General features: G+C 59.7%; 22 protein-coding genes and 1 pseudogene. 14 read left to right on the forward strand and 9 right to left on the reverse strand.

Annotated elements, in window-relative coordinates; translation table 11 throughout:
- The first annotated feature begins 126 nt into the window (after positions 1-126).
- The 4 genes and pseudogenes from Q8K09_RS08975 to Q8K09_RS08990 all read left to right on the forward strand — a co-directional run bounded on the left by Q8K09_RS08975 (position 127) and on the right by Q8K09_RS08990 (position 2,606).
- Positions 127-597 carry a Dps family protein gene (locus Q8K09_RS08975; protein ID WP_305254621.1) on the forward strand — a complete coding sequence of 157 codons (471 nt, stop codon included), beginning with the start codon at positions 127-129 and terminating at the stop codon, positions 595-597.
- A gap of 169 nt (positions 598-766) precedes the next feature.
- A complete protein-coding gene (locus Q8K09_RS08980; RefSeq protein WP_305254622.1) occupies positions 767-1,834 on the forward strand; it encodes a GGDEF domain-containing protein in 1,068 nt (355 codons plus the stop codon).
- Positions 1,835-2,003: 169 nt separating this feature from the next.
- Positions 2,004-2,324 (forward strand): annotated as a pseudogene (locus Q8K09_RS08985) (cold shock domain-containing protein membrane protein); the annotation flags it as partial.
- Positions 2,325-2,381: 57 nt separating this feature from the next.
- Entirely contained in the window at positions 2,382-2,606 is a 225-nt protein-coding gene (locus tag Q8K09_RS08990; RefSeq protein ID WP_172147515.1) for a cold-shock protein, read from the forward strand.
- 203 nt (positions 2,607-2,809) lie between these two features.
- Here the strand turns inward: Q8K09_RS08990 and Q8K09_RS08995 are convergent, their stop codons facing one another.
- A complete protein-coding gene (locus tag Q8K09_RS08995; RefSeq protein ID WP_305254623.1) occupies positions 2,810-3,016 on the reverse strand; it encodes a SlyX family protein in 207 nt (68 codons plus the stop codon).
- A 2-nt stretch (positions 3,017-3,018) separates the two neighbouring features.
- Positions 3,019-3,444 carry an HIT domain-containing protein gene (locus tag Q8K09_RS09000; RefSeq protein WP_305254624.1) on the reverse strand — a complete coding sequence of 142 codons (426 nt, stop codon included), beginning with the start codon at positions 3,442-3,444 and terminating at the stop codon, positions 3,019-3,021.
- 728 nt (positions 3,445-4,172) lie between these two features.
- On the opposite strand from Q8K09_RS09000, the gene Q8K09_RS09005 reads away from it, so the two are divergent.
- Complete coding sequence (locus Q8K09_RS09005) at positions 4,173-5,483, forward strand: OprD family porin (RefSeq protein ID WP_305254625.1); 1,311 nt, start codon at positions 4,173-4,175, stop codon at positions 5,481-5,483.
- 97 nt (positions 5,484-5,580) lie between these two features.
- Here the strand turns inward: Q8K09_RS09005 and Q8K09_RS09010 are convergent, their stop codons facing one another.
- Complete coding sequence (locus Q8K09_RS09010; protein ID WP_305254662.1) at positions 5,581-5,988, reverse strand: PaaI family thioesterase; 408 nt, start codon at positions 5,986-5,988, stop codon at positions 5,581-5,583.
- 114 nt (positions 5,989-6,102) lie between these two features.
- Between Q8K09_RS09010 and Q8K09_RS09015 the strand changes: the two genes are divergently transcribed.
- Genes Q8K09_RS09015 through Q8K09_RS09025 form a run of 3 tightly spaced genes read left to right on the forward strand, consistent with a single transcriptional unit; the run spans position 6,103 to position 9,377 of the window.
- Positions 6,103-7,818, forward strand: coding sequence for a proline--tRNA ligase (locus Q8K09_RS09015; protein ID WP_305254626.1), 1,716 nt, complete (start codon positions 6,103-6,105; stop codon positions 7,816-7,818).
- Between the two features lie 24 nt (positions 7,819-7,842).
- Positions 7,843-8,796, forward strand: a complete 954-nt coding sequence (locus Q8K09_RS09020; protein WP_305254627.1) for a hypothetical protein — start codon at positions 7,843-7,845, stop codon at positions 8,794-8,796.
- A gap of 8 nt (positions 8,797-8,804) precedes the next feature.
- Positions 8,805-9,377 carry a transglycosylase SLT domain-containing protein gene (locus Q8K09_RS09025; protein ID WP_305254628.1) on the forward strand — a complete coding sequence of 191 codons (573 nt, stop codon included), beginning with the start codon at positions 8,805-8,807 and terminating at the stop codon, positions 9,375-9,377.
- A gap of 403 nt (positions 9,378-9,780) precedes the next feature.
- Here Q8K09_RS09025 and Q8K09_RS09030 read toward each other — a convergent pair whose 3' ends face one another.
- Together Q8K09_RS09030 and Q8K09_RS09035 are read right to left on the reverse strand one after the other, a co-directional pair.
- Entirely contained in the window at positions 9,781-10,056 is a 276-nt protein-coding gene (locus Q8K09_RS09030; protein WP_305254629.1) for an acylphosphatase, read from the reverse strand.
- A gap of 4 nt (positions 10,057-10,060) precedes the next feature.
- The gene (locus Q8K09_RS09035) at positions 10,061-10,540 is read right to left on the reverse strand and encodes a TlpA disulfide reductase family protein (RefSeq protein WP_305254630.1); all 480 of its coding nucleotides are present in this window, start codon (positions 10,538-10,540) and stop codon (positions 10,061-10,063) included.
- 30 nt (positions 10,541-10,570) lie between these two features.
- Here Q8K09_RS09035 and Q8K09_RS09040 point away from each other — a divergent pair, with 30 nt between their 5' ends.
- Positions 10,571-11,980, forward strand: coding sequence for a PilZ domain-containing protein (locus tag Q8K09_RS09040; RefSeq protein ID WP_305254631.1), 1,410 nt, complete (start codon positions 10,571-10,573; stop codon positions 11,978-11,980).
- 153 nt (positions 11,981-12,133) lie between these two features.
- Here the strand turns inward: Q8K09_RS09040 and Q8K09_RS09045 are convergent, their stop codons facing one another.
- Positions 12,134-13,354: a virulence factor BrkB family protein gene (locus Q8K09_RS09045; RefSeq protein WP_305254632.1), complete on the reverse strand. Its 1,221-nt coding sequence runs from the start codon at positions 13,352-13,354 to the stop codon at positions 12,134-12,136.
- A gap of 121 nt (positions 13,355-13,475) precedes the next feature.
- Between Q8K09_RS09045 and arsC the strand changes: the two genes are divergently transcribed.
- The 3 genes from arsC to Q8K09_RS09060 are packed head-to-tail and all read left to right on the forward strand — an operon-like array spanning position 13,476 to position 14,831.
- The gene (gene arsC / locus Q8K09_RS09050) at positions 13,476-13,829 is read left to right on the forward strand and encodes an arsenate reductase (glutaredoxin) (protein WP_305254633.1); all 354 of its coding nucleotides are present in this window, start codon (positions 13,476-13,478) and stop codon (positions 13,827-13,829) included.
- Positions 13,826-14,431, forward strand: a complete 606-nt coding sequence (gene wrbA, locus Q8K09_RS09055) for an NAD(P)H:quinone oxidoreductase (RefSeq protein WP_305254634.1) — start codon at positions 13,826-13,828, stop codon at positions 14,429-14,431. Before arsC ends, wrbA begins: the two co-directional genes overlap by 4 nt.
- Complete coding sequence (locus Q8K09_RS09060) at positions 14,424-14,831, forward strand: DUF2069 domain-containing protein (protein WP_305254635.1); 408 nt, start codon at positions 14,424-14,426, stop codon at positions 14,829-14,831. The genes wrbA and Q8K09_RS09060 overlap by 8 nt, the downstream gene beginning before the upstream one ends.
- A gap of 271 nt (positions 14,832-15,102) precedes the next feature.
- Here the strand turns inward: Q8K09_RS09060 and hda are convergent, their stop codons facing one another.
- The 3 genes from hda to Q8K09_RS09075 all read right to left on the reverse strand — a co-directional run bounded on the left by hda (position 15,103) and on the right by Q8K09_RS09075 (position 18,086).
- Entirely contained in the window at positions 15,103-15,807 is a 705-nt protein-coding gene (hda, locus tag Q8K09_RS09065) for a DnaA regulatory inactivator Hda (protein ID WP_305254636.1), read from the reverse strand.
- Positions 15,804-16,895: an AI-2E family transporter gene (locus Q8K09_RS09070; RefSeq protein WP_305254637.1), complete on the reverse strand. Its 1,092-nt coding sequence runs from the start codon at positions 16,893-16,895 to the stop codon at positions 15,804-15,806. Before Q8K09_RS09070 ends, hda begins: the two co-directional genes overlap by 4 nt.
- A gap of 147 nt (positions 16,896-17,042) precedes the next feature.
- Complete coding sequence (locus Q8K09_RS09075) at positions 17,043-18,086, reverse strand: DUF2066 domain-containing protein (RefSeq protein WP_305254638.1); 1,044 nt, start codon at positions 18,084-18,086, stop codon at positions 17,043-17,045.
- Positions 18,087-18,285: 199 nt separating this feature from the next.
- On the opposite strand from Q8K09_RS09075, the gene purM reads away from it, so the two are divergent.
- Positions 18,286-19,344 carry a phosphoribosylformylglycinamidine cyclo-ligase gene (gene purM / locus Q8K09_RS09080; RefSeq protein ID WP_305254639.1) on the forward strand — a complete coding sequence of 353 codons (1,059 nt, stop codon included), beginning with the start codon at positions 18,286-18,288 and terminating at the stop codon, positions 19,342-19,344.
- The gene (purN, locus tag Q8K09_RS09085; RefSeq protein ID WP_305254640.1) at positions 19,344-19,994 is read left to right on the forward strand and encodes a phosphoribosylglycinamide formyltransferase; all 651 of its coding nucleotides are present in this window, start codon (positions 19,344-19,346) and stop codon (positions 19,992-19,994) included. Before purM ends, purN begins: the two co-directional genes overlap by 1 nt.
- Positions 19,995-20,032: the final 38 nt, after the last annotated feature.

A 20,032-nucleotide genomic window follows, 5' to 3' on the forward strand; every position in this document is an offset into this window, starting at 1 on the left:
CGACATTCATAGCATCAGACAATGGCACTTATTGATATAAGCCAAGATAAAGCCAGCAGAGCCTATGTTAGGCTCGAACAACTGCGGAGCCTGACAAACTCCAAGCCACTTGAAAGGAGAAACGTTATGGAAATCAATATCGGCATCGCTGAACAGGACCGCGCAGCCATCGCTGAAGGGCTATCCCGCCTCCTTGCAGACACCTACACCCTGTACCTGAAAACTCACAATTTTCACTGGAACGTCACCGGCCCGATGTTCAACACCTTGCACCTGATGTTCGAGGGGCAATACACCGAACTAGCCTTGGCCGTCGACCAGATCGCCGAGCGCATTCGCGCCCTGGGCTTCCCGGCACCTGGCACCTACGCAGCCTATGCGCGCCTGTCGTCCATTAAAGAAGAAGAAGGCGTGCCGAACGCTGCCGACATGATCAAACAGCTGGTTCAAGGTCAGGAAGCCGTGATTCGCACTGCGCGCGGGATCTTCCCGCTGCTCGACAAAGTCAGCGACGAACCCACCGCAGACGTACTGACCCAGCGCATGCAAGTGCATGAAAAAACCGCCTGGATGCTGCGCAGCCTGCTCGACGCCTAACAGAACAGCGAGCACCACTCCCGCACAGCGCATAAAATAACCAGCAGGCAAAGACCACAGGTCTTTGCCTGTGCTTGCGACTGGACCGCCCAAGCGCGAAATGTGTCTAGGCGCAAGATCAGCGCGTGCTCTATGCTTTAGCTATCCGCAACTTGCCACAGTGACGTGCATGAGCAAGCCAGACAAAAACCTCAATATCCTTGAGCGCTACCCGGAAGACACCCGCGAGGCCGCCGCCCTGCTGAAACTGGCCGTGCCCCTCATGATGCGTCACGGCATACCGCCCAATCCGCTGCACTACGCGCTTTGGTACACCTACAGCCAAGGCCAGGTGCCGGAGTTAAACCGCCGCCTGGATAAAATCGTCAGCGACTTCGACAGTTTTCCAGCGGAAGTAGCGGTCAAGCTATTCCGCGACTACGTCATTCGTAACGAACTCGACGAGGCCCGCGCTGGCCAGCAACAAGTCATCGAACTGGCCGATTCCCTAGAAGATGGCATCGCCCTCAGCGTTACGGGCAGCCACAACTATCAAGCCAGCCTGCAGCAGGGCCTCAGCGCACTGCAAGAACCGATCATCGACGACCTGCCCAACGTACTCAACGACCTGCAGCAAAGCACCCAGCTCATGCAGGAACAGCAAGAGAAGTTCCTCTATCGCATTCGTGCAGCGCAGAACGAAATCCAGCACCTACGCGGCCAGCTAGAGCGTGCTCACGTCGCGGCAACCCTCGACAGCCTGACTCAGATCTTCAACCGGCATGCCTTTACCCGCCTGCTGGAACAAGCGCTGACGGGCGAACACCAAGGCGTCGCTTTGGTAATGCTGGATATTGACCACTTTAAACAGTTCAACGATCAATATGGCCATCCACTGGGTGACCGTGTCCTGCAGCATGTCGGTCAACTGCTGCGCGACGCACTGCCCCCGCGCGCCACTGCCGCGCGCTACGGCGGTGAAGAGTTCTGCATAATCCTTCGCGAGTGCCCAGACACGCAGGGCGCACACGAATTCGCCGAAGGCTTGCGGGAGAAAATCCAGTCCCTGCGGATAAAGGTACGCCGTACCGACCAGGTGCTCGACAGCATCAGCGCCTCCTTCGGCTATGCCCTCGCCAAACCCGGGGACACCCTGGAAAGCCTGCTTACCCGTGCCGATGACGCCCTGTACCAGGCCAAACACAACGGCCGCAACCAGGTACAACCCGAACCACGCGAAACCGCCATAAGCGCTTGATTTGAGTAGCTCCCCTCTTTGCTGTTAAATACGCCCCGTGCCACTGCTCCGAGCTACTGGAGCAGTGCATAGGCTGATTACACGCGCATCCACAACGCCCTCAACTCAAGGCAATGCCTGTGCAATCAGCTATTCCTGGCGATCCTTTTAATAAGTGAGCTCATTGAACATGTTGAAAATTGTCCACCTGCTAACGGGCCTAACTGCCCTGCTGCTGTCATTTGTGCCAAGCCTAAGTACTCAAACCCTGCCCTTCCTACAACAGCCAGAAGCCCTCTGCCTTGGCTTGTTTGGCTTACTCAACCTGCTCCTGGCACCGCAACTGCCAATCTGGCACGCCGGCCTGCGCCATCAACTGCAAAACCTGGTTTCAGCCCTGTTGATCCTGGGCACATTGTTGCAGGCCCTGATACTGTTAGCCCCGCTACCAACGATTGCCGATCAGCCTGCCACCCTGTTTAGCTTGCTGGTCGTTGTGGCTGCAGTATTGCTGCACCTGATGACTAACTTGCGCCTGAACTTCCGCGGCAGCGCCGTGACCCATGACATGACCGACCGAGAAACCGGCACGGTCAAATGGTTCAACACCTCCAAAGGCTTCGGCTTTATTTCTCGCGACTCGGGTGACGACATCTTTGTCCACTTTCGCGCGATTCGCGGCGAAGGCCATCGGGTACTGGTCGAGGGTCAACGCGTCGAATTCTCCGTCATGCAGCGCGATAAGGGCCTGCAAGCGGAAGACGTGATAGCGGCATCTCCTGCGCGCCGCTAGCCTCGACGCAAAGCAGAAAGCCCGCAAAATGCGGGCTTTTCTGTTTATACAACGTCGCCAGCGACTACTATTGTCGCGCCACAGATCATTTGTCGTGGAGTCCCATGCGCCGTTAGCCGTCAGGCGTAGGAGCCGGCCATGCCGGCGATTCGCACGCATGGCGTGCTCCTACAAGTTTGCGACATTTGAACCCTGTCTCGACACTAATAGTGAGGCGGCGGCAGCTCATCCTCCACCGCATCAAGTTGCCCGCCAATTTCCTCCTGACGCCTGGCCAGGGCCGCGAGCTGCAACTGCAAACGATCCAGCTCTCGCTGCTGAGTCACCAGCACATCATTGAGTGTTTGAATGGTGTCATCCTGAAAAGCCAAGCGGCTTTCCAGATCGGTGATTCGCTGTTCGGCATTCATACTCAGCCCTCGATAAAACAAAAATTCTCAGTCAGCACCAGGCGCAACCTGTCCTTGATCGCCAGCACCTGCTCATCGCTGTAAGGCTGCGCAGGCAACCGCCCCCACACGGGCGCAGGCCAGGCGGCATCGTCACGACGCCGAGCGATCACATGCATGTGCAGTTGGCTAACCATATTTCCCAGGGTGGCAACGTTCATTTTGTCGGCACCGAAGGCGTCCTTGAGCGTCTCGGCCAGCCTCGTGGTTTCTTTCCACAGGGCTTGCTGGTCATCGGCATCAAGCTGAAACAGCTCACTCACATCCTCGCGCCTCGGCACCAGGATAAACCAGGGGTAGTGCGCATCATTCATCAGCAGCAAACGGCATAACGAAAAATCGCCCACCGGCAGAGTGTCCTGCTGCAAACGCGGATCCAAAACAAACATAGGCCACCCTCCTGCTACACCACTGAATAGACAAAGCTTAGCGCCATAAATACAACCCGACACGCCAAACGACGGGCAAGCAGGATACGCGGGAGCTACGGCGGATTCACGTGAACACTCAACCGCCGCCAATACGCCGCCCAGCGGCACACACCGACCGAGCACGCACCATTAGTGCGCACAGTTTGTTTCTAACCGTAATAAAAAGCCCTGCAGACGTTACCGCGGCAACCCGCACCGCCCGGCAGAGTGCTGCCAATGCGCAGCAACAAACGCCGGACCAGCCACCCCTACACTGCAAAACGCGCGCGACAGAGAGCACCGCCAGCCCGCATTAAACCTGGCGCCAAGGCTTTTTGATGCTCGCCCAAACAAGCCTGGCCACGAAAAAAACCCCGCCCACCAGCAATACTCAGCCTTTTGAGCACGACTCTTGCTTTAGATTACTCAGGGTTCGGCACGGCGTGCCGCCCAGCAAAAAGCCCGGTTACTAGCAACCGAAATCATAGAATTTGTCAGCGCTGCAAAATACACGCGAAAAACTACAGAATTGCGACATGCCTCAACCTTTTTTGCGACATGACTGTGAACAAAACGCAAGGAATAGATTGCAACTGTCGCCAACTTTGGCCGCGTGTTATAAGTTAGCGCCGACACAAAAAGAAAGAGCTGTCCATATAACAATTAGTTGGACAGCGCAACTCTTCTAAACCAAAGGAGCAATCACGATGCAAGTGATGAAGTGGAGCGTAATCGCCCTCGCAGTAGCAGCGGGCAGTACCCAAATGGCCATGGCCTCGAGCCAGTCCGAATCCAAGGGCTTTGTTGAAGACAGCAGCTTCAATATCTTCAACCGCGCCCTGTACATGAACCGTGACTTCCGTAACGGTGGCGGCAATATTGCCGACGCCTCCAAGTCCAGCGGTTTCAAGAATGGTTACCGCGAAGAATTCGGCCTGGGCATCCGCCTGCTGGCCGAATCCGGCTTCACCCAAGGCACCGTCGGTGTCGGTGTCGACGCTCACTCCCTGAGCAGCATCAAGATCGACAGCGGCCGCGGCCGCCACAACACCGGCCAGTTCGGCACTACCGACAGCGGTCGCGGTGACGACACCCAGACCGAAGTGGGCGGCGCCATCAAGTTCCGCATCTCTGACACCGTACTGAAGTACGGCAACCAGTTCACCGGTAGCCCGGTCTTCAGCACCGACGACAGCCGCATCCTGCCGGAAGTCGCCACTGGTACTTTGCTGACCAGCAACGAGATCGAAGGCCTGGAACTGACTGCTGGTCGCTTCACCGCACTGAGCAGCCAGACCGGCTCCAGCCGTGATGACATCAACGGCAAGGGCGAAGCAGGCCTGACTTCCGCCAACATCATAGGCGCCAGCTACAGCTTCACCGACAACTTCAGCGGCGCCATCCACGCCTCGGACGTCGAAGACTACTTCAAGAAGACCTATGTCAACCTGAACTACAATCTGCCACTGGCAGAAGATCAGGGCCTGAACTTTGATTTCAATGCCTACAGAACTCGCGGCGAAGGTCAAGAACTAGCCGGCGAAGTTGACAACAAGATCTGGAGCTTGGCCGCCGCTTATAACTTGGGCGCTCACACCTTCACTGTTGCTCACCAGCGGTCCAGCGGTGATGCTGGCTACGCTTACGGCGTTGACGGTGGCGGCACCATCTGGCTGTCGAACTCGGTCCAGTACTCCGACTTCAACGCTGAAAACGAGAAGTCCTGGCAGGCCCGTTACGACATCGACATGGCCACCTTCGGCGTACCAGGTCTGAGCTTCATGACCCGATACATCACCGGTACCGATATCACTACCCGCAATGACCTTGGCGATATTACTGACAACAACGCCAAAGAACACGAACTGGATATCGAAGCCAAGTACGTGATCCAAGAAGGCGCTGCGAAGGACTTGTCCTTCCGCGTTCGCAATGCCATCTACCGTGCAAATAGCTCTTACGGTGGCGACGTAAACGATTTCCGTCTGATCGTCGAATACCCGCTGAGCGTTTTGTAATTCAGCTGTAATTCGTTAGCGACATGAAAAGCCCGGCTTCTGCCGGGCTTTTTCTTGTCTACCAGTTATCCATTGATCACTATTCAACCGCCCACTATCAAAGCGGCAAGGCGTAAGTGCCCGTCACATGCGCCACCAACTCCTCTTCATTACCCAGCGAATACAGCGAAACTTCGCACACCGCCTGGCGTCGACTCAGGCGTAATATTCGCGCCTCGGCGAATAGATCCACCGGTTTTGGCTTGACCAGAAAGTTGATATTCAGGTTCGAGGTCACCGCCATTTCCACGCGTCCCAAGCGCCCCAACACCACCGCGTACATGGCCGCATCCGCCAGCGCCATGATGGTCGGCCCCGACAACGTGCCACCCGGACGGATCAGCTTTTCGTGAAACGGTACCCGCGCCAGTACGCCCTGCGCATCCAAGCGGTCGATACACAGCTCGATATCTTCAGCTATTGGCAAACCCGCCCGAATCAGCGCTTGAACCTGTTCCGCCGTCATTTGCGTCACATCCGCCTCCTGTTGAACAGCCTGCCTGCATCCTGTACGCAACAGTACAGGCACCGTACAATGCCGACCTATTAAAAGCCCTTGCAACCGACAGAACGGCCAATTATGCGCACCAGTCAGTTCCTGCTCTCGACACTTAAAGAAAACCCTTCCGATGCCGTGGTGATCAGCCACCAGCTGATGCTGCGCGCCGGGATGATCCGTAAACTCGCCTCGGGCCTGTATACCTGGCTGCCGATGGGCCTGCGCGTGATGCGTAAGGTTGAGGCGATCGTGCGCGAAGAGATGAACGCCGCAGGCGCCCTCGAGGTGCTGATGCCGGCTATCCAACCCGCCGAGCTGTGGCAGGAGTCGGGCCGCTGGGAGCAATACGGCCCAGAATTGCTGCGTGTCAAAGACCGTCACGGCCGCGAGTTCTGCGTCGGCCCGACCCATGAAGAAGTGATCACCGACCTGGTACGCAACGAATTGAGCAGCTACAAGCAGTTGCCGCTCAACCTGTACCAGATCCAGACCAAGTTTCGCGACGAGATTCGTCCGCGCTTCGGCTTGATGCGTGGCCGCGAATTCATCATGAAGGACGCCTATTCTTTCCATGTCGATCAGGCGTCGCTGCAAGCGACCTATGACCGCATGCACCAGGCCTACTGCAACATATTCACCCGCCTTGGCTTGAATTTCCGTCCGGTACAGGCCGACACCGGCTCGATCGGCGGCACCGGCTCCCATGAGTTCCACGTGCTGGCCGAGTCTGGCGAAGACGATATCGCCTTCAGCAACAGCTCCGACTACGCCGCCAATATCGAAAAAGCCGAAGCTACTCCGCGCGAAACCGTGCGCGGCGCCGCCACTGAAGAACTACGCCTGGTCGATACGCCTAATACCAAGACCATCAGTGATTTGGTCGAAGGCTTCAACCTGCCCATCGAAAAAACCATCAAGACCCTGGTGGTGCAGGGTGCCGAAGACGGCAAGTTGATCGCGCTGATCATTCGCGGCGATCACGAACTGAACGAGATCAAGGCGGCTAACCTGGCACAGGTCGCCAGCCCATTGACCATGGCCACCGAAGCCGAACTACGTGACGCCATTGGCGCTGGCGCTGGCTCCCTCGGCCCGCTGAACCTGCCACTGCCGTGCATCGTCGACCGCTCGGTGGCCCTGATGAGCGATTTCGCCATTGGCGCCAATATCGACGACAAGCACTACTTCGGCGCCAACTGGGAGCGCGATCTGCCACTGCCTGAAGTCGCCGACCTGCGCAACGTCGTCGCTGGCGACCCAAGCCCGGATGGCCAGGGCACGCTGGAGATCAAGCGCGGCATCGAAGTCGGGCATATCTTCCAGCTGGGCAGTAAATACAGCGAAGCGATGAACTGCACCGTGATGGGCGAGAATGGCAAGCCTGCAACCCTGACCATGGGCTGCTACGGCATCGGTGTATCGCGCGTGGTGGCTGCGGCCATCGAGCAAAACAATGACGAGCGCGGAATTCTCTGGAACGACACGCTGGCGCCGTTCCAGGTCGCGCTGGTGCCGTTGCGTTATGAAACCGACGCCGTGCGTGAAACCACCGACCAGCTCTATGCTGATCTGACGGCTGCCGGCTTTGAAGTGCTACTCGATGACCGTGACAAGAAGACCAGTCCGGGCATCAAATTCGCAGACATGGAATTGATCGGCATCCCGCATCGCATTGTGATTAGTGATCGCGGCCTGGCCGATGGCAATCTGGAATACAAGAGCCGTCAGGAAACTGAAGCCCAGGTGGTTGCTGTCGCCGACATCATGCCGTTCATCCAAGCACGTATCCGCCGCTGATTTCAGCCTTTCAAAAGAGCCGTCATGTTCACACGAAACACCCTGGGCCTCGTTGGCTCCGCACTCTGCGGCGCCCTTTTCCTGAGTGGCTGTGCCAACCAGTTGCCACAACGCAGCGAGCATGAAGAGCGCGTCGAACGCAATCTGCTGGATCACAGCCTGCAAATAGACGTTGGCGAACCACGCGTACTGGAATTGCCGCAGCGGCGAATACGGGTGCATGAACAGAAGACCTTTGAGGTGACCGCCTTCGAGGTCACGCGTCGCTACGACCGCTACACGCCTTACCAGCCCTGGCGCGAGCTCTACGAAGTGCCGCTCGGCGCAGTTGCTGTGGTCGCCGGCATCGGCGCCAACGCACTCAACGTGGTATTGCTCGGCAGGCTGCCGGACAGCGCCACTAAAGACTGGATCAGCTATGGCTTCGCCGGGCTCAATCCATTCATGAACGTCGAGTCCAACGGCCGCTCGCAACAAAATCTCGCCAGCCTCGACGAGCAACGCCAGGATGCCCGCATGGAATACTCCAGCTTGCCTTGGGCTGAGCGCTCGGTGCTGGTCAACGCCAACGGGCAAACCCATGAGCTGCTGACCGATCGCAATGGCGTACTGCGCCTCAACCTGCTCGACAGCCCCTTTGCCGAGCAGGATGTCAGCCGTATCGGCACCCTGCAGCTGAGCGTTGCAGACCCGCAGGGCTCGACCCGAGCAGATGCTGCTCTTATGGTCAGTCGCACCCTGCGCGGCAAGCTGCAGGAAGCGCACACGCTGATCTACGATGACCTGGAAGGCGACGATGTCGAGCAATGGGTGCACCGGGTCAAGCGCTTGTCTGAGCTGGGCCTGGAAGAAGAAGCCAGCGAACTGGAACAGAGCTTGATCGAGTTGACCCGCAACGACCCCGAGCTGCAGGAGCAGTTTTTGCTGGCCCTGATCCAGGATGCCGGGCGCTTGGTTGCCGACCCCGGTAACGACTGAGCCGGAACATGGCCTTGCGCCTGTGCCTGACCCTGTTGATTGCACTGCTGTGCCCACCCAGCCAGGCCAACCTGCGCCAGGCAGCCGAGCCGGAACTGCGGGCGCTGCTGCAACGCACAGTGGCCGACGCCGACAGCTTTCAGGATCGCTTCGATGCAGAAGTCTGGTTGCTGGACATGTCGACCCGCCTGGCCCGCTACATCCCCGACGCGGAAGAACGCCTGACCCTGCTCAGGCTGGTACACCGCGAAGCCAGCAAGGCGGGCTTGCGCCCCGACTTGGTTCTGGCGCTGATCCACACGGAAAGCCACTTCGACCGGTTCGCTATTTCCTCGGCAGGCGCCCAGGGCATGATGCAAGTCATGCCGTTCTGGAAAGCCGAACTCGGTCGCCCGCAGGACAACCTCACCGATAACGCCACCAACCTGCGTTACGGCTGCACCATTCTCAGCTTCTATTTGCGCAAAGAGGGCGGCAACCTGAGCCGCGCCTTGGCCCGCTATAACGGCAGCCTTGGCAAACAGACCTACCCCGCCAAGGTCATCGGCTTCTGGCACGACTTCTGGTACGTCAAACCGTGATTGGCGGATGAGTGGACGCATCCTCGGTAGGTTCTGAGTTCATGTGCAATGGCCTGCGGCAACGTAGGCCGAGCACATAGCTCGCAAAAGACCCCGCCTCGTCTTCGACCCCGCGCTGTCGCGCTGCAAACTGGAGCACTCAAGGAGCAAGACCGTAGGATGGGTTAGGCGCCCGCAAATTGACCTGCTGCCAGCAGAACAAAGGCGCCGTAACCCATCATCGATATTCGCCATGCCAACGGGTACAGACATAAACCGCTTGATGGGTATCGCTGCGCTCAACGCCATCCTACAGTCACTGGCTCCTACAAGACTTTGTGTCTGATTTTTGATCGTTCCCACGCTCCGCATGGGCATGCAACCCAGGATGCACCCGGCCACTTCAACGCCAGCCTACACGCCATCAGCGCCGCACGATGAAGCCGGCAATCCCTTGCAGCGTCTGCTCCTCCAGCGCGACCGCAGTAACCTTGGCCTTGGGCGGCCCCTGCTCCAGCCAGGCGGCCAGCTCGCGCACGGCCGCCTCTTCGCCTTCGAGCAACACCTCGACACGGCCATCGCTCAGGTTACGCACCCAGCCATCCAACGCCAGGCGCTCGGCGTGATCGGCAGTCGCATGGCGAAAGAACACACCCTGCACCCGGCCGCTGACATAACCATGTAAACACATTCGTTGCATGCCTCTATTCTCCCGTACGCAAGGCCTGCACCCGCGCCGCCAGGCCTTTGGCGGATTGTTCGCCGAGCAAGCGTTCGCGCATCTGTCCGTGATCATCGACGATATAAGTCACCGGCAGCACGGCGCTCGGTGGCAAACCGAAGCGCACGGCCGGGTCTTGCGCGAGCACGGTGAATTCAATCCCCATTGCCTGTGACGCCGTGGTCAGATCGGCTCCCTGCAAGCCGTCGAAATTCACCCCCAGCACACTCACCGGCTGCCCTTTGAACTGCACGGCGAGCGCATTCAATTCGGGAATCTCGCTGCGGCAGGGCGCACACCATTCGGCCCAGTAATTAATCACCAACCACTGGCCTTCCAGGCGCTCAGCCGGTACCTTTTGCCCATGCTGATCGACGCCGACATCTTCAGCGCAACCAGCCAGCAGCAAGCCAACGCAAATTCCTATTACCGTACGAATAACGACCTGGAGTCGTGTTCCCATGCATTCGTTCCTCGTCCACATTGGGTTGATATGACGCTAGATGCCTTGCGCCTTGAAGTGCCGGACATCCTCGATGAAGACGCGGCGCCGTTGGCCGATCTTAACGAGCGGTTAGCCCAAGCCCGTTCGCTGCAGCATGAAGATGCGCTGCAACTGTTGCTCAGCCTGCTGTTCAGGCTCAATCGCAGCGCCATGACCTTACTCGAAAGGCAACGCGCACTGCAAAACTGCAGCGATGAGTACCGACACTATGCCGCAGCCTACCTTTACGGCAAGCCCCCTTCCCCGCTGTTCGTGCGTCTATGCAATGAGCTGGCCATCGGTTTCAAGCGTCTGCTTCTGCAGATTCTAAAAGGCCGGCAGCCCTCGCGCCCGCACCTGGCCTGGTGCCTGTACATGGCCCTGCATTTCCTCGCGCAAAGTCTGCTACGTAACTACCAGCGGTATCAGGAACCGGCGCCAAGCCTGTGGCGCGACAGTCATCTGCTGTACTGGATAGGCGAGCACCAGGACTGCCTGGATGAGCCGGTTGCAGCAGCCTTCCAACCGGCACCGGCGTGCACCTTGCGCGGCCTGTACCAACAGATGCTGCTGCTCGCCCTGAGCAACCCCTTTCACCTTGCCGAGGGCGAATGCCCTCAGCTATTTGGCGCCCTCGCCCCCCTGGCAAGCCTGGCTCGCTTGCTGCCTTGGGATGACGAGGGCGACAGCGAGGCCCCGGTTGTCGACTTGACCGAGTCGCAGCCCTGCCTTGGTTATGCGCAGCAACCCGACGGCAGCCGCGACTACCTGAGGCGTTTCGAGCTGGGCGCCCTGCTGGTCGCACTGGATGATCCAGCCCCGCTGCAGAGTACCCACGAGCACCAGCTACTTGAACGCGTCCGACACCACTGGCTGGGCCAGCAGCAACGCCGTGACCCTCGTGAAGAATTTGACGTGACCTGCAACCTGCTGGTCGGCTTGCCAGCCATCCACGCCCAATTACTGGAGCAGCGGCCTTGTTCCTCGGCAGCCCAGATGCTCGATGCCAGTGCCGGTGGCGCGCGCCTGCTGTGCCATCCCGACCAAGCCGCGCACGTAGCCGTGGGACAACTGGTGCTCTTGCTGACCAGCAACCCGACACCGCGCCTGGCACTGGTGCGCTGGCGTCATCTCAACATCGAGGGGCTGCACCTCGGGCTGCACTACCTGAAAGGCCTGGCGAAACCGGTCTGGCTACGCCGCACACCCAGCGCACAAACTCACCAAGGCGTTTTGCAGAGCACGCCAGAGCCCGGGAATGGCTGGCGTCACGGTCTGTGGCTACCCCATGGGCAATTCGGCGAAGGTGAAAATCTCTGGCTGCAGCAGGCCAACGTGCATAGCCAGGTGATCATGCAGCTACCGCCGACCGACCTCGGCACAGCCCTGGTCGCGCGTCACCCGCTGCTCCTGGCCTGAGCGGCAGACACTGCGAGAGGGCTCGGTTGGGGCTGAGCGCGACGAGGCCCAACAGCCAGTGGCATGTCTCGCACAAGTGATGAGCAAAAATGTGCCGGCCTGCATTCGCCCTAGGGGGACCTGAGAGGCGCCATAGCAATACTGTGCTTTTTGTTACTCGGCGACAGGGCTCAGCCAGTCCGCCAGGCTGCCATCGAACAGCACAGCCTGCTCCTCGTACAGCTGCTCCAGTGCCTGACGCAGCGCTGGATACCAGGGCTCATCGAGCTGCTCCGGCAACTGGCTGAGCTGCGGTAACGGCCACGGGCTGCGTTTCAGCAACTGCTGCAGGCTGTAGTGATCGAGATCACGACTCAATACCCACGATCCCGCGCTAGTCGGCGCAACCAACTGCTGCTGCTCAAGAAAATCGAGCACCTCCTCCCACTCATGCTCCGGCAACTGCCAGCCCTGACGCTGTACATCGCGCAGGCGCACTTTCAGGCCTGACTGCTGCCGCGCATAAAACACCCGCAAGATCCCCATCACCACCAACAACCGCGGCATTGCACGTTTTCGCCACTGCGGCGAGGCGTTCAGGTTGCAGACCAGTTCGGCACCAAATAGCACGATTAACCACGACAGGTAGATCCACAGAAGGAACAACGGCACAGTGGCAAAAGCGCCGTAAATCAACTGATAGCCCGGAAAGCGCTGCACATAAAACCCAAACAACGCTTTAGCCACCTCGAACAGCACGGCAGTGAACAACCCGCCCATCAAGGCATGTCGCACAGGCACCCGTGCATTAGGTACCGTGGCATAGAGCAGGGTAAACGCCGCCACACTGAACAGCAGCGGCGCAAAACCCAGCAAGGTTTTCGCACCAATCAACGCATCAGGACCGGAAATAAGCGACAGCGAAGCTATATAGGTGCTGACCGCAAAACCAGTGCCGAGCAGGATAGGGCCCAGACTCAAAATTGCCCAATACAGCAGAAAGCTCGAAACACCCCGGCGCGGCTGGCGTACCCGCCAGATGGTGTTGAAGGCTTTTTCTATGGTGACCAGCATCAAGAAGGCAGTAACCGCTAATACGATCACGCCTATCCAGGTCAGTTGACGGGCCTGCGCCGTGAAGTTACGCAGGTACTCCTGAACCATTTCACCGGCCGAAGGCACGAAATTACGGAAAATAAAGGTCTGGATTTGCTCACCCGTGCCCTGAAAAGCCGGCACGGCGGAGAGCATGGCAAAGGTCACGGTCATCATTGGCACCACCGCAAACAGCGTGGTGTAGGTCAACGCCGCGGCATTGTTGGCACCACGGTCGGCGAGAAAGCGCTGCAGCAGAAAACGCCAGAATTCCAACCAATCATTCAAGCGCTGACGCATGCATTCTCCTTAGCGATTAACCAACTGGCCCCAATGCAGACCACAAACACTTCACCCTGTTCAGACTAGCGGGCCGACGCGGTTAGAATAGCCGTCACCTGACGCAAGATGCGACCTGCACATGACCGATCTGACGCTCTACCACAATCCCCGCTGCTCGAAGTCCCGTAGCGCCTTGCAACTGCTCGAAGCGCGCGGCCTTACGCCGACCATCGTGCGCTACCTGGACACCCCGCCCAGCGTCGCCCAATTAAGCGACATACTCGGCAAACTCGGGATCGGCGCCAGACAACTGCTGCGCAGCGGCGAAGATGACTATCGCACGCTGAACCTGGCCGCCACGGACCTGAGCGAAGCGCAATTGATCGAAGCCATGGCCACCCATCCCAAACTGATCGAGCGGCCGATTCTGATCGTCGGCAGCCAAGCGGTAATTGGCCGGCCACCGGAGAAAATCCTGGAGATTCTGCCGTGAGCGCACCCTATATTCTGGTTCTGTATTACAGCCGCCACGGCGCCACCGCTGACATGGCCCGACAGATTGCCCGTGGTGTGGAAATGGCTGGCCTGGAGGCGCGCCTGCGCACGGTGCCGGCAATCTCCAGCGAGTGCGAGGCGGTAGCCCCGCAAATTCCAGCCGAAGGTGCGCTGTATGCCAGCCTCGACGACCTGAAGAACTGCTCAGGTCTGGCACTGGGTAGCCCGACACGCTTCGGCAACATGGCGGCGCCACTGAAATACTTCATCGATGGCACCAGCAGCCTGTGGCTGAGCGGTGGCCTGGTCGGTAAACCGGCCGGCGTATTCACCTCCACTGCCAGTTTGCACGGCGGCCAGGAAACCACCCTGCTATCGATGATGTTGCCACTGCTGCACCATGGCATGCTGATCACCGGCCTGCCTTACAGCGAATCTGCACTGCTGGAAACCCACGGCGGCGGAACCCCTTACGGCCCCAGCCATCTGGCGGGTGCCGACGGCAAACGCGCCCTCGACGAACATGAAATCGCCCTCTGCCGCGTACTCGGCCAGCGCTTGGCGAACACCGCAATCAAACTGGAGACAACCCGTGGCTAAAATCCCCAAACCCCTGCCGGCGCTCGCCTGGTTGAAACCGCGCATGGCCATCAGTCGCGCCATCAGCCTGGCGAGTTTCCTGGCTCTGGCGGTATTGCTGCTGGTGTGGAACCTGGTGTTTGCCGGCATACCGAGCAAACTGCTCTGGGTGATCGTGGCCTTCCAGCTGGTTCCCTTGCTGCTGCTTGCCCCTGGGCTGATCCTCGGCAACGCGCGCGCCCATGCTTGGGCCTGCTTCGTGGTCAACCTGTACTTCATTCAGGGGGTCCTGGCCGCCTTCGATCCGTCCAAGGCGCTGTTTGGTTGGGCACAAGCGGTGCTGAGTGTCAGCTTGTTCTGCGCCGCGCTGATGTACACCCGCTGGTGCTTCCAGTACGACCGCAAACTGGCTGGGGAGTAGCTGCAGCGAGTCAGCGTGTGGCCCCCGTAGGATGGCGTTGAGCGAAGCGATACCCATCACCGCGACCTGCGAAATCAACAACCTCAGCGGCTGTGCAACCAGTCGACAGGTATCGCTGCGCTGAAGCCTAAGCGCCCCGCCACACCCTACAAAAGCCCTGCGACTGCCAGCCCGGAGGGGTTAGCCGCATGCTGGCAGAGCCGCTAACCGCGCGGATATCCGTGCCGCGTAACCCATCAAACGCTAGCAGCAACGACCAAGCAATCGATTGCTACCACCCCAGGACTTCTTTGAGAAAGGGAATAGTCAGCTTGCGCTGGGCCTGCAAGGAGGCCTGATCCAGTCGCTCAAGCAACTCGAATAGCGCGCTCATGCTGCGCTCGCCCCGGGTCAGGATAAAACGGCCAACCTCATCACTGAGGTGCAGGCCGCGACGCGAAGCACGCAATTGCAGGGCGCGCAATTTGTCTTCATCGGACAACGACTGCAGCTGGAAGACCAGTGCCAAGGTCAGGCGCGACTGTAGGTCCGCCAGCTTGACTGGCAGTTCGCGCGGCGAACTGCTGGCCGCGAGCAGCAAACGTCTGCCGCTATCGCGCAAGCGATTGAACAGATGAAACAGCGCCTCTTCCCAATCACTAAGCCCGGCAACGGCATTCAGGTCATCAAGACAGACCAGTTCATACTGTTCCAGGTTATCCAGCATGGTCGGGCCGAGTTCGACCAACTCCGCCAGCGGCAGATAAACTGCCGGCTCACCGTTCTGTTCGAAACGCAGACAGGCCGCCTGGAGCAGATGGCTACGCCCCACCCCTGCACCGCCCCACAGATAGATCAGGCTTTCTGCCCAGCCGGCCTCGGCCTCGCACAGACGCTCGACATAGCCAAGCGCCGCGGCATTGGCGCCGGGATAGTAGTTGGCAAAGGTGGCGTCATCACGCAGACGCACGCCCAAGGGCAGTTGAATGGGTCTCATGCAGGGCTGATCGGCTCGTCAGAAGCGCTGGGGGGTTCCCCGTAAAGATCCGAAAGTTTATACAAATCATGTGCATGGCGCACTAGAACCATGATCACTGCAGCCACCGGCAAGGCCAGGAGCACACCGGTGAAGCCGAATAACTGACCACCAGCCATGATCGCGAAGATCACCGCGACAGGATGCAGGCCGATCCGGTCACCGACCAGCCAGGGAGTCAGCAGCATACCTTCGAGCATCTGGCCAACAGTGAAGACTGCAACAATGGCCAGCAGCGGGTAGACATCGCCGCCAAACTGAAACAGGCCGGCAGCCAATGCTGCGCTAATCCCAACCACCACCCCCAGGTAAGGCACGATGCTGGCCAGGCCCGCCAGTATGCCGATCAGCAGCCCCAGTTCCAGGCCGATCAGCATCAGACCAACGGCGTACATCAGGCCCAAGGCCAACATCACCAGCAGTTGCCCGCGCAGGAAGGCGCCGAGTACGTCATGACATTCGCGGCCCAGTTTCACCACCAGGCCTTCGTGATGACGGGGCAATAAGCCACGAAGTCGGGCGACCAGCAAATCCCAATCGCGCATCAGATAGAAGCTGACCACCGGAATCAGCAGTAAATTGACCAGCCAGGCCAACAGCGCCAGGCCTGAGGCCGTGGCTTTTGACAGGAGCATGCCAAGAATGTCGGTGGTTTGACCCAGGTGCTCGGAGAACGCAGCCTTGATCTGATCGAAACGCCAGAAACCGTCATTCAATCCCAGCTTGGCTTGCACCCAAGGCAACGCTTGATGCTGGGTCCAGTCGAGCATTTGCGGTGCCAGCTCATAGAGGCGCATCAGCTGCTTGCCGAGCATTGGCACGAGCACCAGCAGCAAAACCGCAAGAATCAGGCTGAACAGGGCGAAGACCACGATCACGCCCCAGGTGCGCGAAAGCTTCCAACGTTCGAGCCGATCCACCAAAGGATCACCCAGGTAGGCCAGCAGTACGCCGATCAGGAACGGCGAGAGAATCGGTTGGAGTACATACAGCAGCCAACCGAGCAGAAGCAGCCCAGCTATCCATAGCCAGCGACGTGAATCAATCATGCTCAATCCTCGATTGGTGCATCCGGGCACTCTGCAGAGCCGTGAGTAAGCGTCTGGTAGAGCAACGTGAAATAGGGTGCCACGCAGTATTGAACAGCACCCACGTATGACCTATGCGGCCGTCAGCACTCGGTGACCCGCGGCAGTCTACCAGCGAAAACGCAGCACATCGTCGCGCTTTAGCACCTGAGGCGCTGGCGCGTCGGTCGGCGGCTGCATCGACTGACCGGCATCGACTGGCTGGGCTTCGACAGCCACTTCCTGTAAATGCATCAGCGCCAGCTGCGCGCGTAACTGTTCGGCATTGGCATTAACCTGATAGATCAGGCGATCACCCTCGACCTTGTGCAGCTGCGCAGCCAGCGGCTGGAGAATCCGCTGCAACTCGGCATAGCGCGCCAGATCGGTGCCCTGCACCTCCAGGGTCAGGTTGCTCGCAGCACCTGGGGCAACCACGTAACGCTGCGCCAGCCGCTCGCTCACCATCAACAGCACAGCATCGGCCAATGTCGCCTGATCGGCACCCTGAGCCTTGCCTTGCTCACGCTCATCGCCCAACCACAGACGCCATTGGGCCTGCCACTCGCCGTTATCTTCACGGGCCTGCACAGCCAGCAGGGCATCGGCGCCGTAGCGCTCGGAGCCGCCACGCAGCGCCTCTGGCTCAGTCGCGCCAAGGTTCTCGGAAGTAGCCAGCAACTGCTCGCTCAAGTCGGCAAGCGGTAGGCGCAGCGGCAGGCCACGGTGCTGAGCTGCCTGACGCAAGGGTGCGGCACTACTCTGCCCGTCGCCGACCAGGCTCGAACCATCGCTGGCATCGTTCAGCCACCACAGCAGAATCACTGGGCGATTGGCTCCCCACAGTGATAATCCGGCCTGACGCAGGCTGCGGTCGGTGCTGGCGGGATCGAAATCGACCAGCAAAATGCCTTCTTCATAACCATATTGACTGATTATCTGCTGCGGATCCTTGCGCAGCTCGGCCAGCGCCGGGCTCTTTGCCGCCTCGCGGTCGCCGGTCAGGCGCAGCACCAGGGTCTGCAGGGCGCGATTCAAGGCAGCATCGCGCTCCTCCGGCTGCTGGCTGGCAACAGGCTCGCGAACCTGATACAGATCGCTTACTGGCGCCGCCTCAATGGACAGGCTGAACAGCGGCAGACTGAGAAATAACAGACGAGCGATCAGGCGCATGAAAGGGTTCTCGACAGACGGAAGGTGGCGTACAAGCCATAGCACAAGCCTTATACCTTAAACAGCCGCCCGCGACCCGGCAACCACCACACGCCGCAGGTGGCCGCTGCCCGGCAAGCCTGATAAAATCGCGCGCCTTCGCAGACCGACCGCCGCAGCGCCGGTGCACATCCGACATTCCCCTTAAAGGCCTGGATCTATGAGCAAGCAACCCTCCATCAGCTACAAGGACGCAGGTGTAGACATCGACGCAGGCGAAGCCCTGGTCGAGCGCATCAAAAGCGTGGCCAAACGCACCGCGCGTCCGGAAGTAATGGGTGGCCTGGGCGGCTTCGGCGCCCTCTGCGAGATCCCCGCTGGCTACAAGCAACCCGTGCTGGTGTCCGGTACTGACGGTGTTGGCACCAAACTGCGCCTGGCACTGAACCTGAACCGGCACGACAGCATCGGCCAGGACCTGGTCGCCATGTGCGTCAACGACCTGGTGGTGTGTGGCGCCGAGCCGCTGTTCTTCCTCGACTACTACGCCACCGGCAAGCTCAACGTCGACGTGGCCGCCACCGTGGTCACTGGTATTGGCGCTGGCTGTGAGCTGGCAGGTTGCTCGCTGGTCGGCGGCGAAACCGCTGAAATGCCGGGCATGTACGAAGGCGAAGACTACGACCTGGCCGGTTTTTGCGTCGGCGTGGTAGAAAAAGCCGACATCATCGACGGCTCCAAGGTTGCCAGCGGCGACGCCCTGATCGCCCTGCCGTCCTCCGGCCCGCATTCCAATGGCTACTCGCTGATCCGCAAGATCATCGAAGTTGCGGGTGCCGACATCGAAACCATCCAGCTCGACGGCACGCCGCTGACCGACCTGCTGATGGCGCCGACACGCATCTACGTCAAGCCGCTGCTCAAGCTGATCAAGGACACTGGCGCGGTCAAGGCCATGGCCCACATCACCGGCGGCGGCCTGCTCGACAATATCCCACGCGTGCTGCCCGACGGCGCCCAGGCAGTGGTCGACGTGGCCAGCTGGACTCGCCCAGCGGTATTCGACTGGCTGCAAGAGCAAGGCAATGTCGACGAAACCGAGATGCACCGCGTGCTCAACTGTGGCGTAGGCATGGTCATCTGCGTGGCTCAGGATGACGTCGAGCTGACCCTGCAAACCCTGGTCGCCGCTGGCGAACAGCCCTGGGTGATCGGCCAGATCGGCACAGCCGCCGAAGGTGCCGCCCAGGTCGTGCTGAACAACCTGAAACAGCACTAATGTCGGCACAGTGCAATGTGGTGGTGCTGATCTCCGGCTCCGGCAGCAACCTGCAGGCGCTGATCGACAGCATCGCCCATGACGGCAATCCGGCGCGTGTCAGTGCGGTGATTTCCAACCGCGCTGATGCCTATGGCCTGGAGCGCGCAAAACAGGCTGGCATCGCCACCGCAGTGCTCGACCACAAGCAGTTCGAAGGCCGCGAGGCCTTCGATGCCGCGCTGGTCGAGGCTATAGACGCCTTCGAACCGCAGCTGGTGGTACTCGCCGGCTTCATGCGCATCCTCACGCCGGGCTTCGTCCGTCACTACGCCGGCCGCCTGCTGAATATCCACCCCTCGTTGCTGCCCAAATACAAGGGCCTGCACACCCACCAGCGAGCACTCGAAGCAGGCGACAGCGAGCATGGCTGCAGCGTGCATTTTGTTACCGAGGAACTCGATGGTGGCCCTCTGGTCGTACAGGCAGTGATACCGGTACGCGCGAACGACACGCTGGATAGCTTGGCGCAACAGGTACACCGGCAGGAACACGTGATCTACCCATTGGCCGTGCGCTGGTTCGCTGAAGGCCGCTTGCGTCTCGATGCACAAGGCGCAATGCTGGATGGCCAGCCACTGCCGAGTTCTGGCCACCTGATTCGCACATAGGAACCTGTCGGGCTCAACGCTGTTCTACTGCAGAGCAG

It is taken from the genome of Pseudomonas sp. (genome assembly GCF_030683065.1).
Lineage (GTDB): Bacteria > Pseudomonadota > Gammaproteobacteria > Pseudomonadales > Pseudomonadaceae > Aquipseudomonas.

Excerpts from the sequence above, each read along its gene's own strand:
- Q8K09_RS08975 (WP_305254621.1), top strand. The coding sequence starts at position 127 with ATGGAAATCAATATCGGCATCGCTGAACAGGACCGCGCAGCCATCGCT.
- Q8K09_RS08980 (WP_305254622.1), top strand. The coding sequence starts at position 767 with ATGAGCAAGCCAGACAAAAACCTCAATATCCTTGAGCGCTACCCGGAA.
- Q8K09_RS08990 (WP_172147515.1), top strand. The coding sequence starts at position 2,382 with ATGACCGACCGAGAAACCGGCACGGTCAAATGGTTCAACACCTCCAAA.
- Q8K09_RS08995 (WP_305254623.1), bottom strand. The coding sequence starts at position 3,016 with ATGAATGCCGAACAGCGAATCACCGATCTGGAAAGCCGCTTGGCTTTT.
- Q8K09_RS09000 (WP_305254624.1), bottom strand. The coding sequence starts at position 3,444 with ATGTTTGTTTTGGATCCGCGTTTGCAGCAGGACACTCTGCCGGTGGGC.
- Q8K09_RS09005 (WP_305254625.1), top strand. The coding sequence starts at position 4,173 with ATGCAAGTGATGAAGTGGAGCGTAATCGCCCTCGCAGTAGCAGCGGGC.
- Q8K09_RS09010 (WP_305254662.1), bottom strand. The coding sequence starts at position 5,988 with ATGACGGCGGAACAGGTTCAAGCGCTGATTCGGGCGGGTTTGCCAATA.
- Q8K09_RS09015 (WP_305254626.1), top strand. The coding sequence starts at position 6,103 with ATGCGCACCAGTCAGTTCCTGCTCTCGACACTTAAAGAAAACCCTTCC.
- Q8K09_RS09020 (WP_305254627.1), top strand. The coding sequence starts at position 7,843 with ATGTTCACACGAAACACCCTGGGCCTCGTTGGCTCCGCACTCTGCGGC.
- Q8K09_RS09025 (WP_305254628.1), top strand. The coding sequence starts at position 8,805 with ATGGCCTTGCGCCTGTGCCTGACCCTGTTGATTGCACTGCTGTGCCCA.
- Q8K09_RS09030 (WP_305254629.1), bottom strand. The coding sequence starts at position 10,056 with ATGCAACGAATGTGTTTACATGGTTATGTCAGCGGCCGGGTGCAGGGT.
- Q8K09_RS09035 (WP_305254630.1), bottom strand. The coding sequence starts at position 10,540 with ATGGGAACACGACTCCAGGTCGTTATTCGTACGGTAATAGGAATTTGC.
- Q8K09_RS09040 (WP_305254631.1), top strand. The coding sequence starts at position 10,571 with ATGACGCTAGATGCCTTGCGCCTTGAAGTGCCGGACATCCTCGATGAA.
- Q8K09_RS09045 (WP_305254632.1), bottom strand. The coding sequence starts at position 13,354 with ATGCGTCAGCGCTTGAATGATTGGTTGGAATTCTGGCGTTTTCTGCTG.
- arsC (WP_305254633.1), top strand. The coding sequence starts at position 13,476 with ATGACCGATCTGACGCTCTACCACAATCCCCGCTGCTCGAAGTCCCGT.
- hda (WP_305254636.1), bottom strand. The coding sequence starts at position 15,807 with ATGAGACCCATTCAACTGCCCTTGGGCGTGCGTCTGCGTGATGACGCC.
- Q8K09_RS09070 (WP_305254637.1), bottom strand. The coding sequence starts at position 16,895 with ATGATTGATTCACGTCGCTGGCTATGGATAGCTGGGCTGCTTCTGCTC.
- Q8K09_RS09075 (WP_305254638.1), bottom strand. The coding sequence starts at position 18,086 with ATGCGCCTGATCGCTCGTCTGTTATTTCTCAGTCTGCCGCTGTTCAGC.
- purM (WP_305254639.1), top strand. The coding sequence starts at position 18,286 with ATGAGCAAGCAACCCTCCATCAGCTACAAGGACGCAGGTGTAGACATC.
- purN (WP_305254640.1), top strand. The coding sequence starts at position 19,344 with ATGTCGGCACAGTGCAATGTGGTGGTGCTGATCTCCGGCTCCGGCAGC.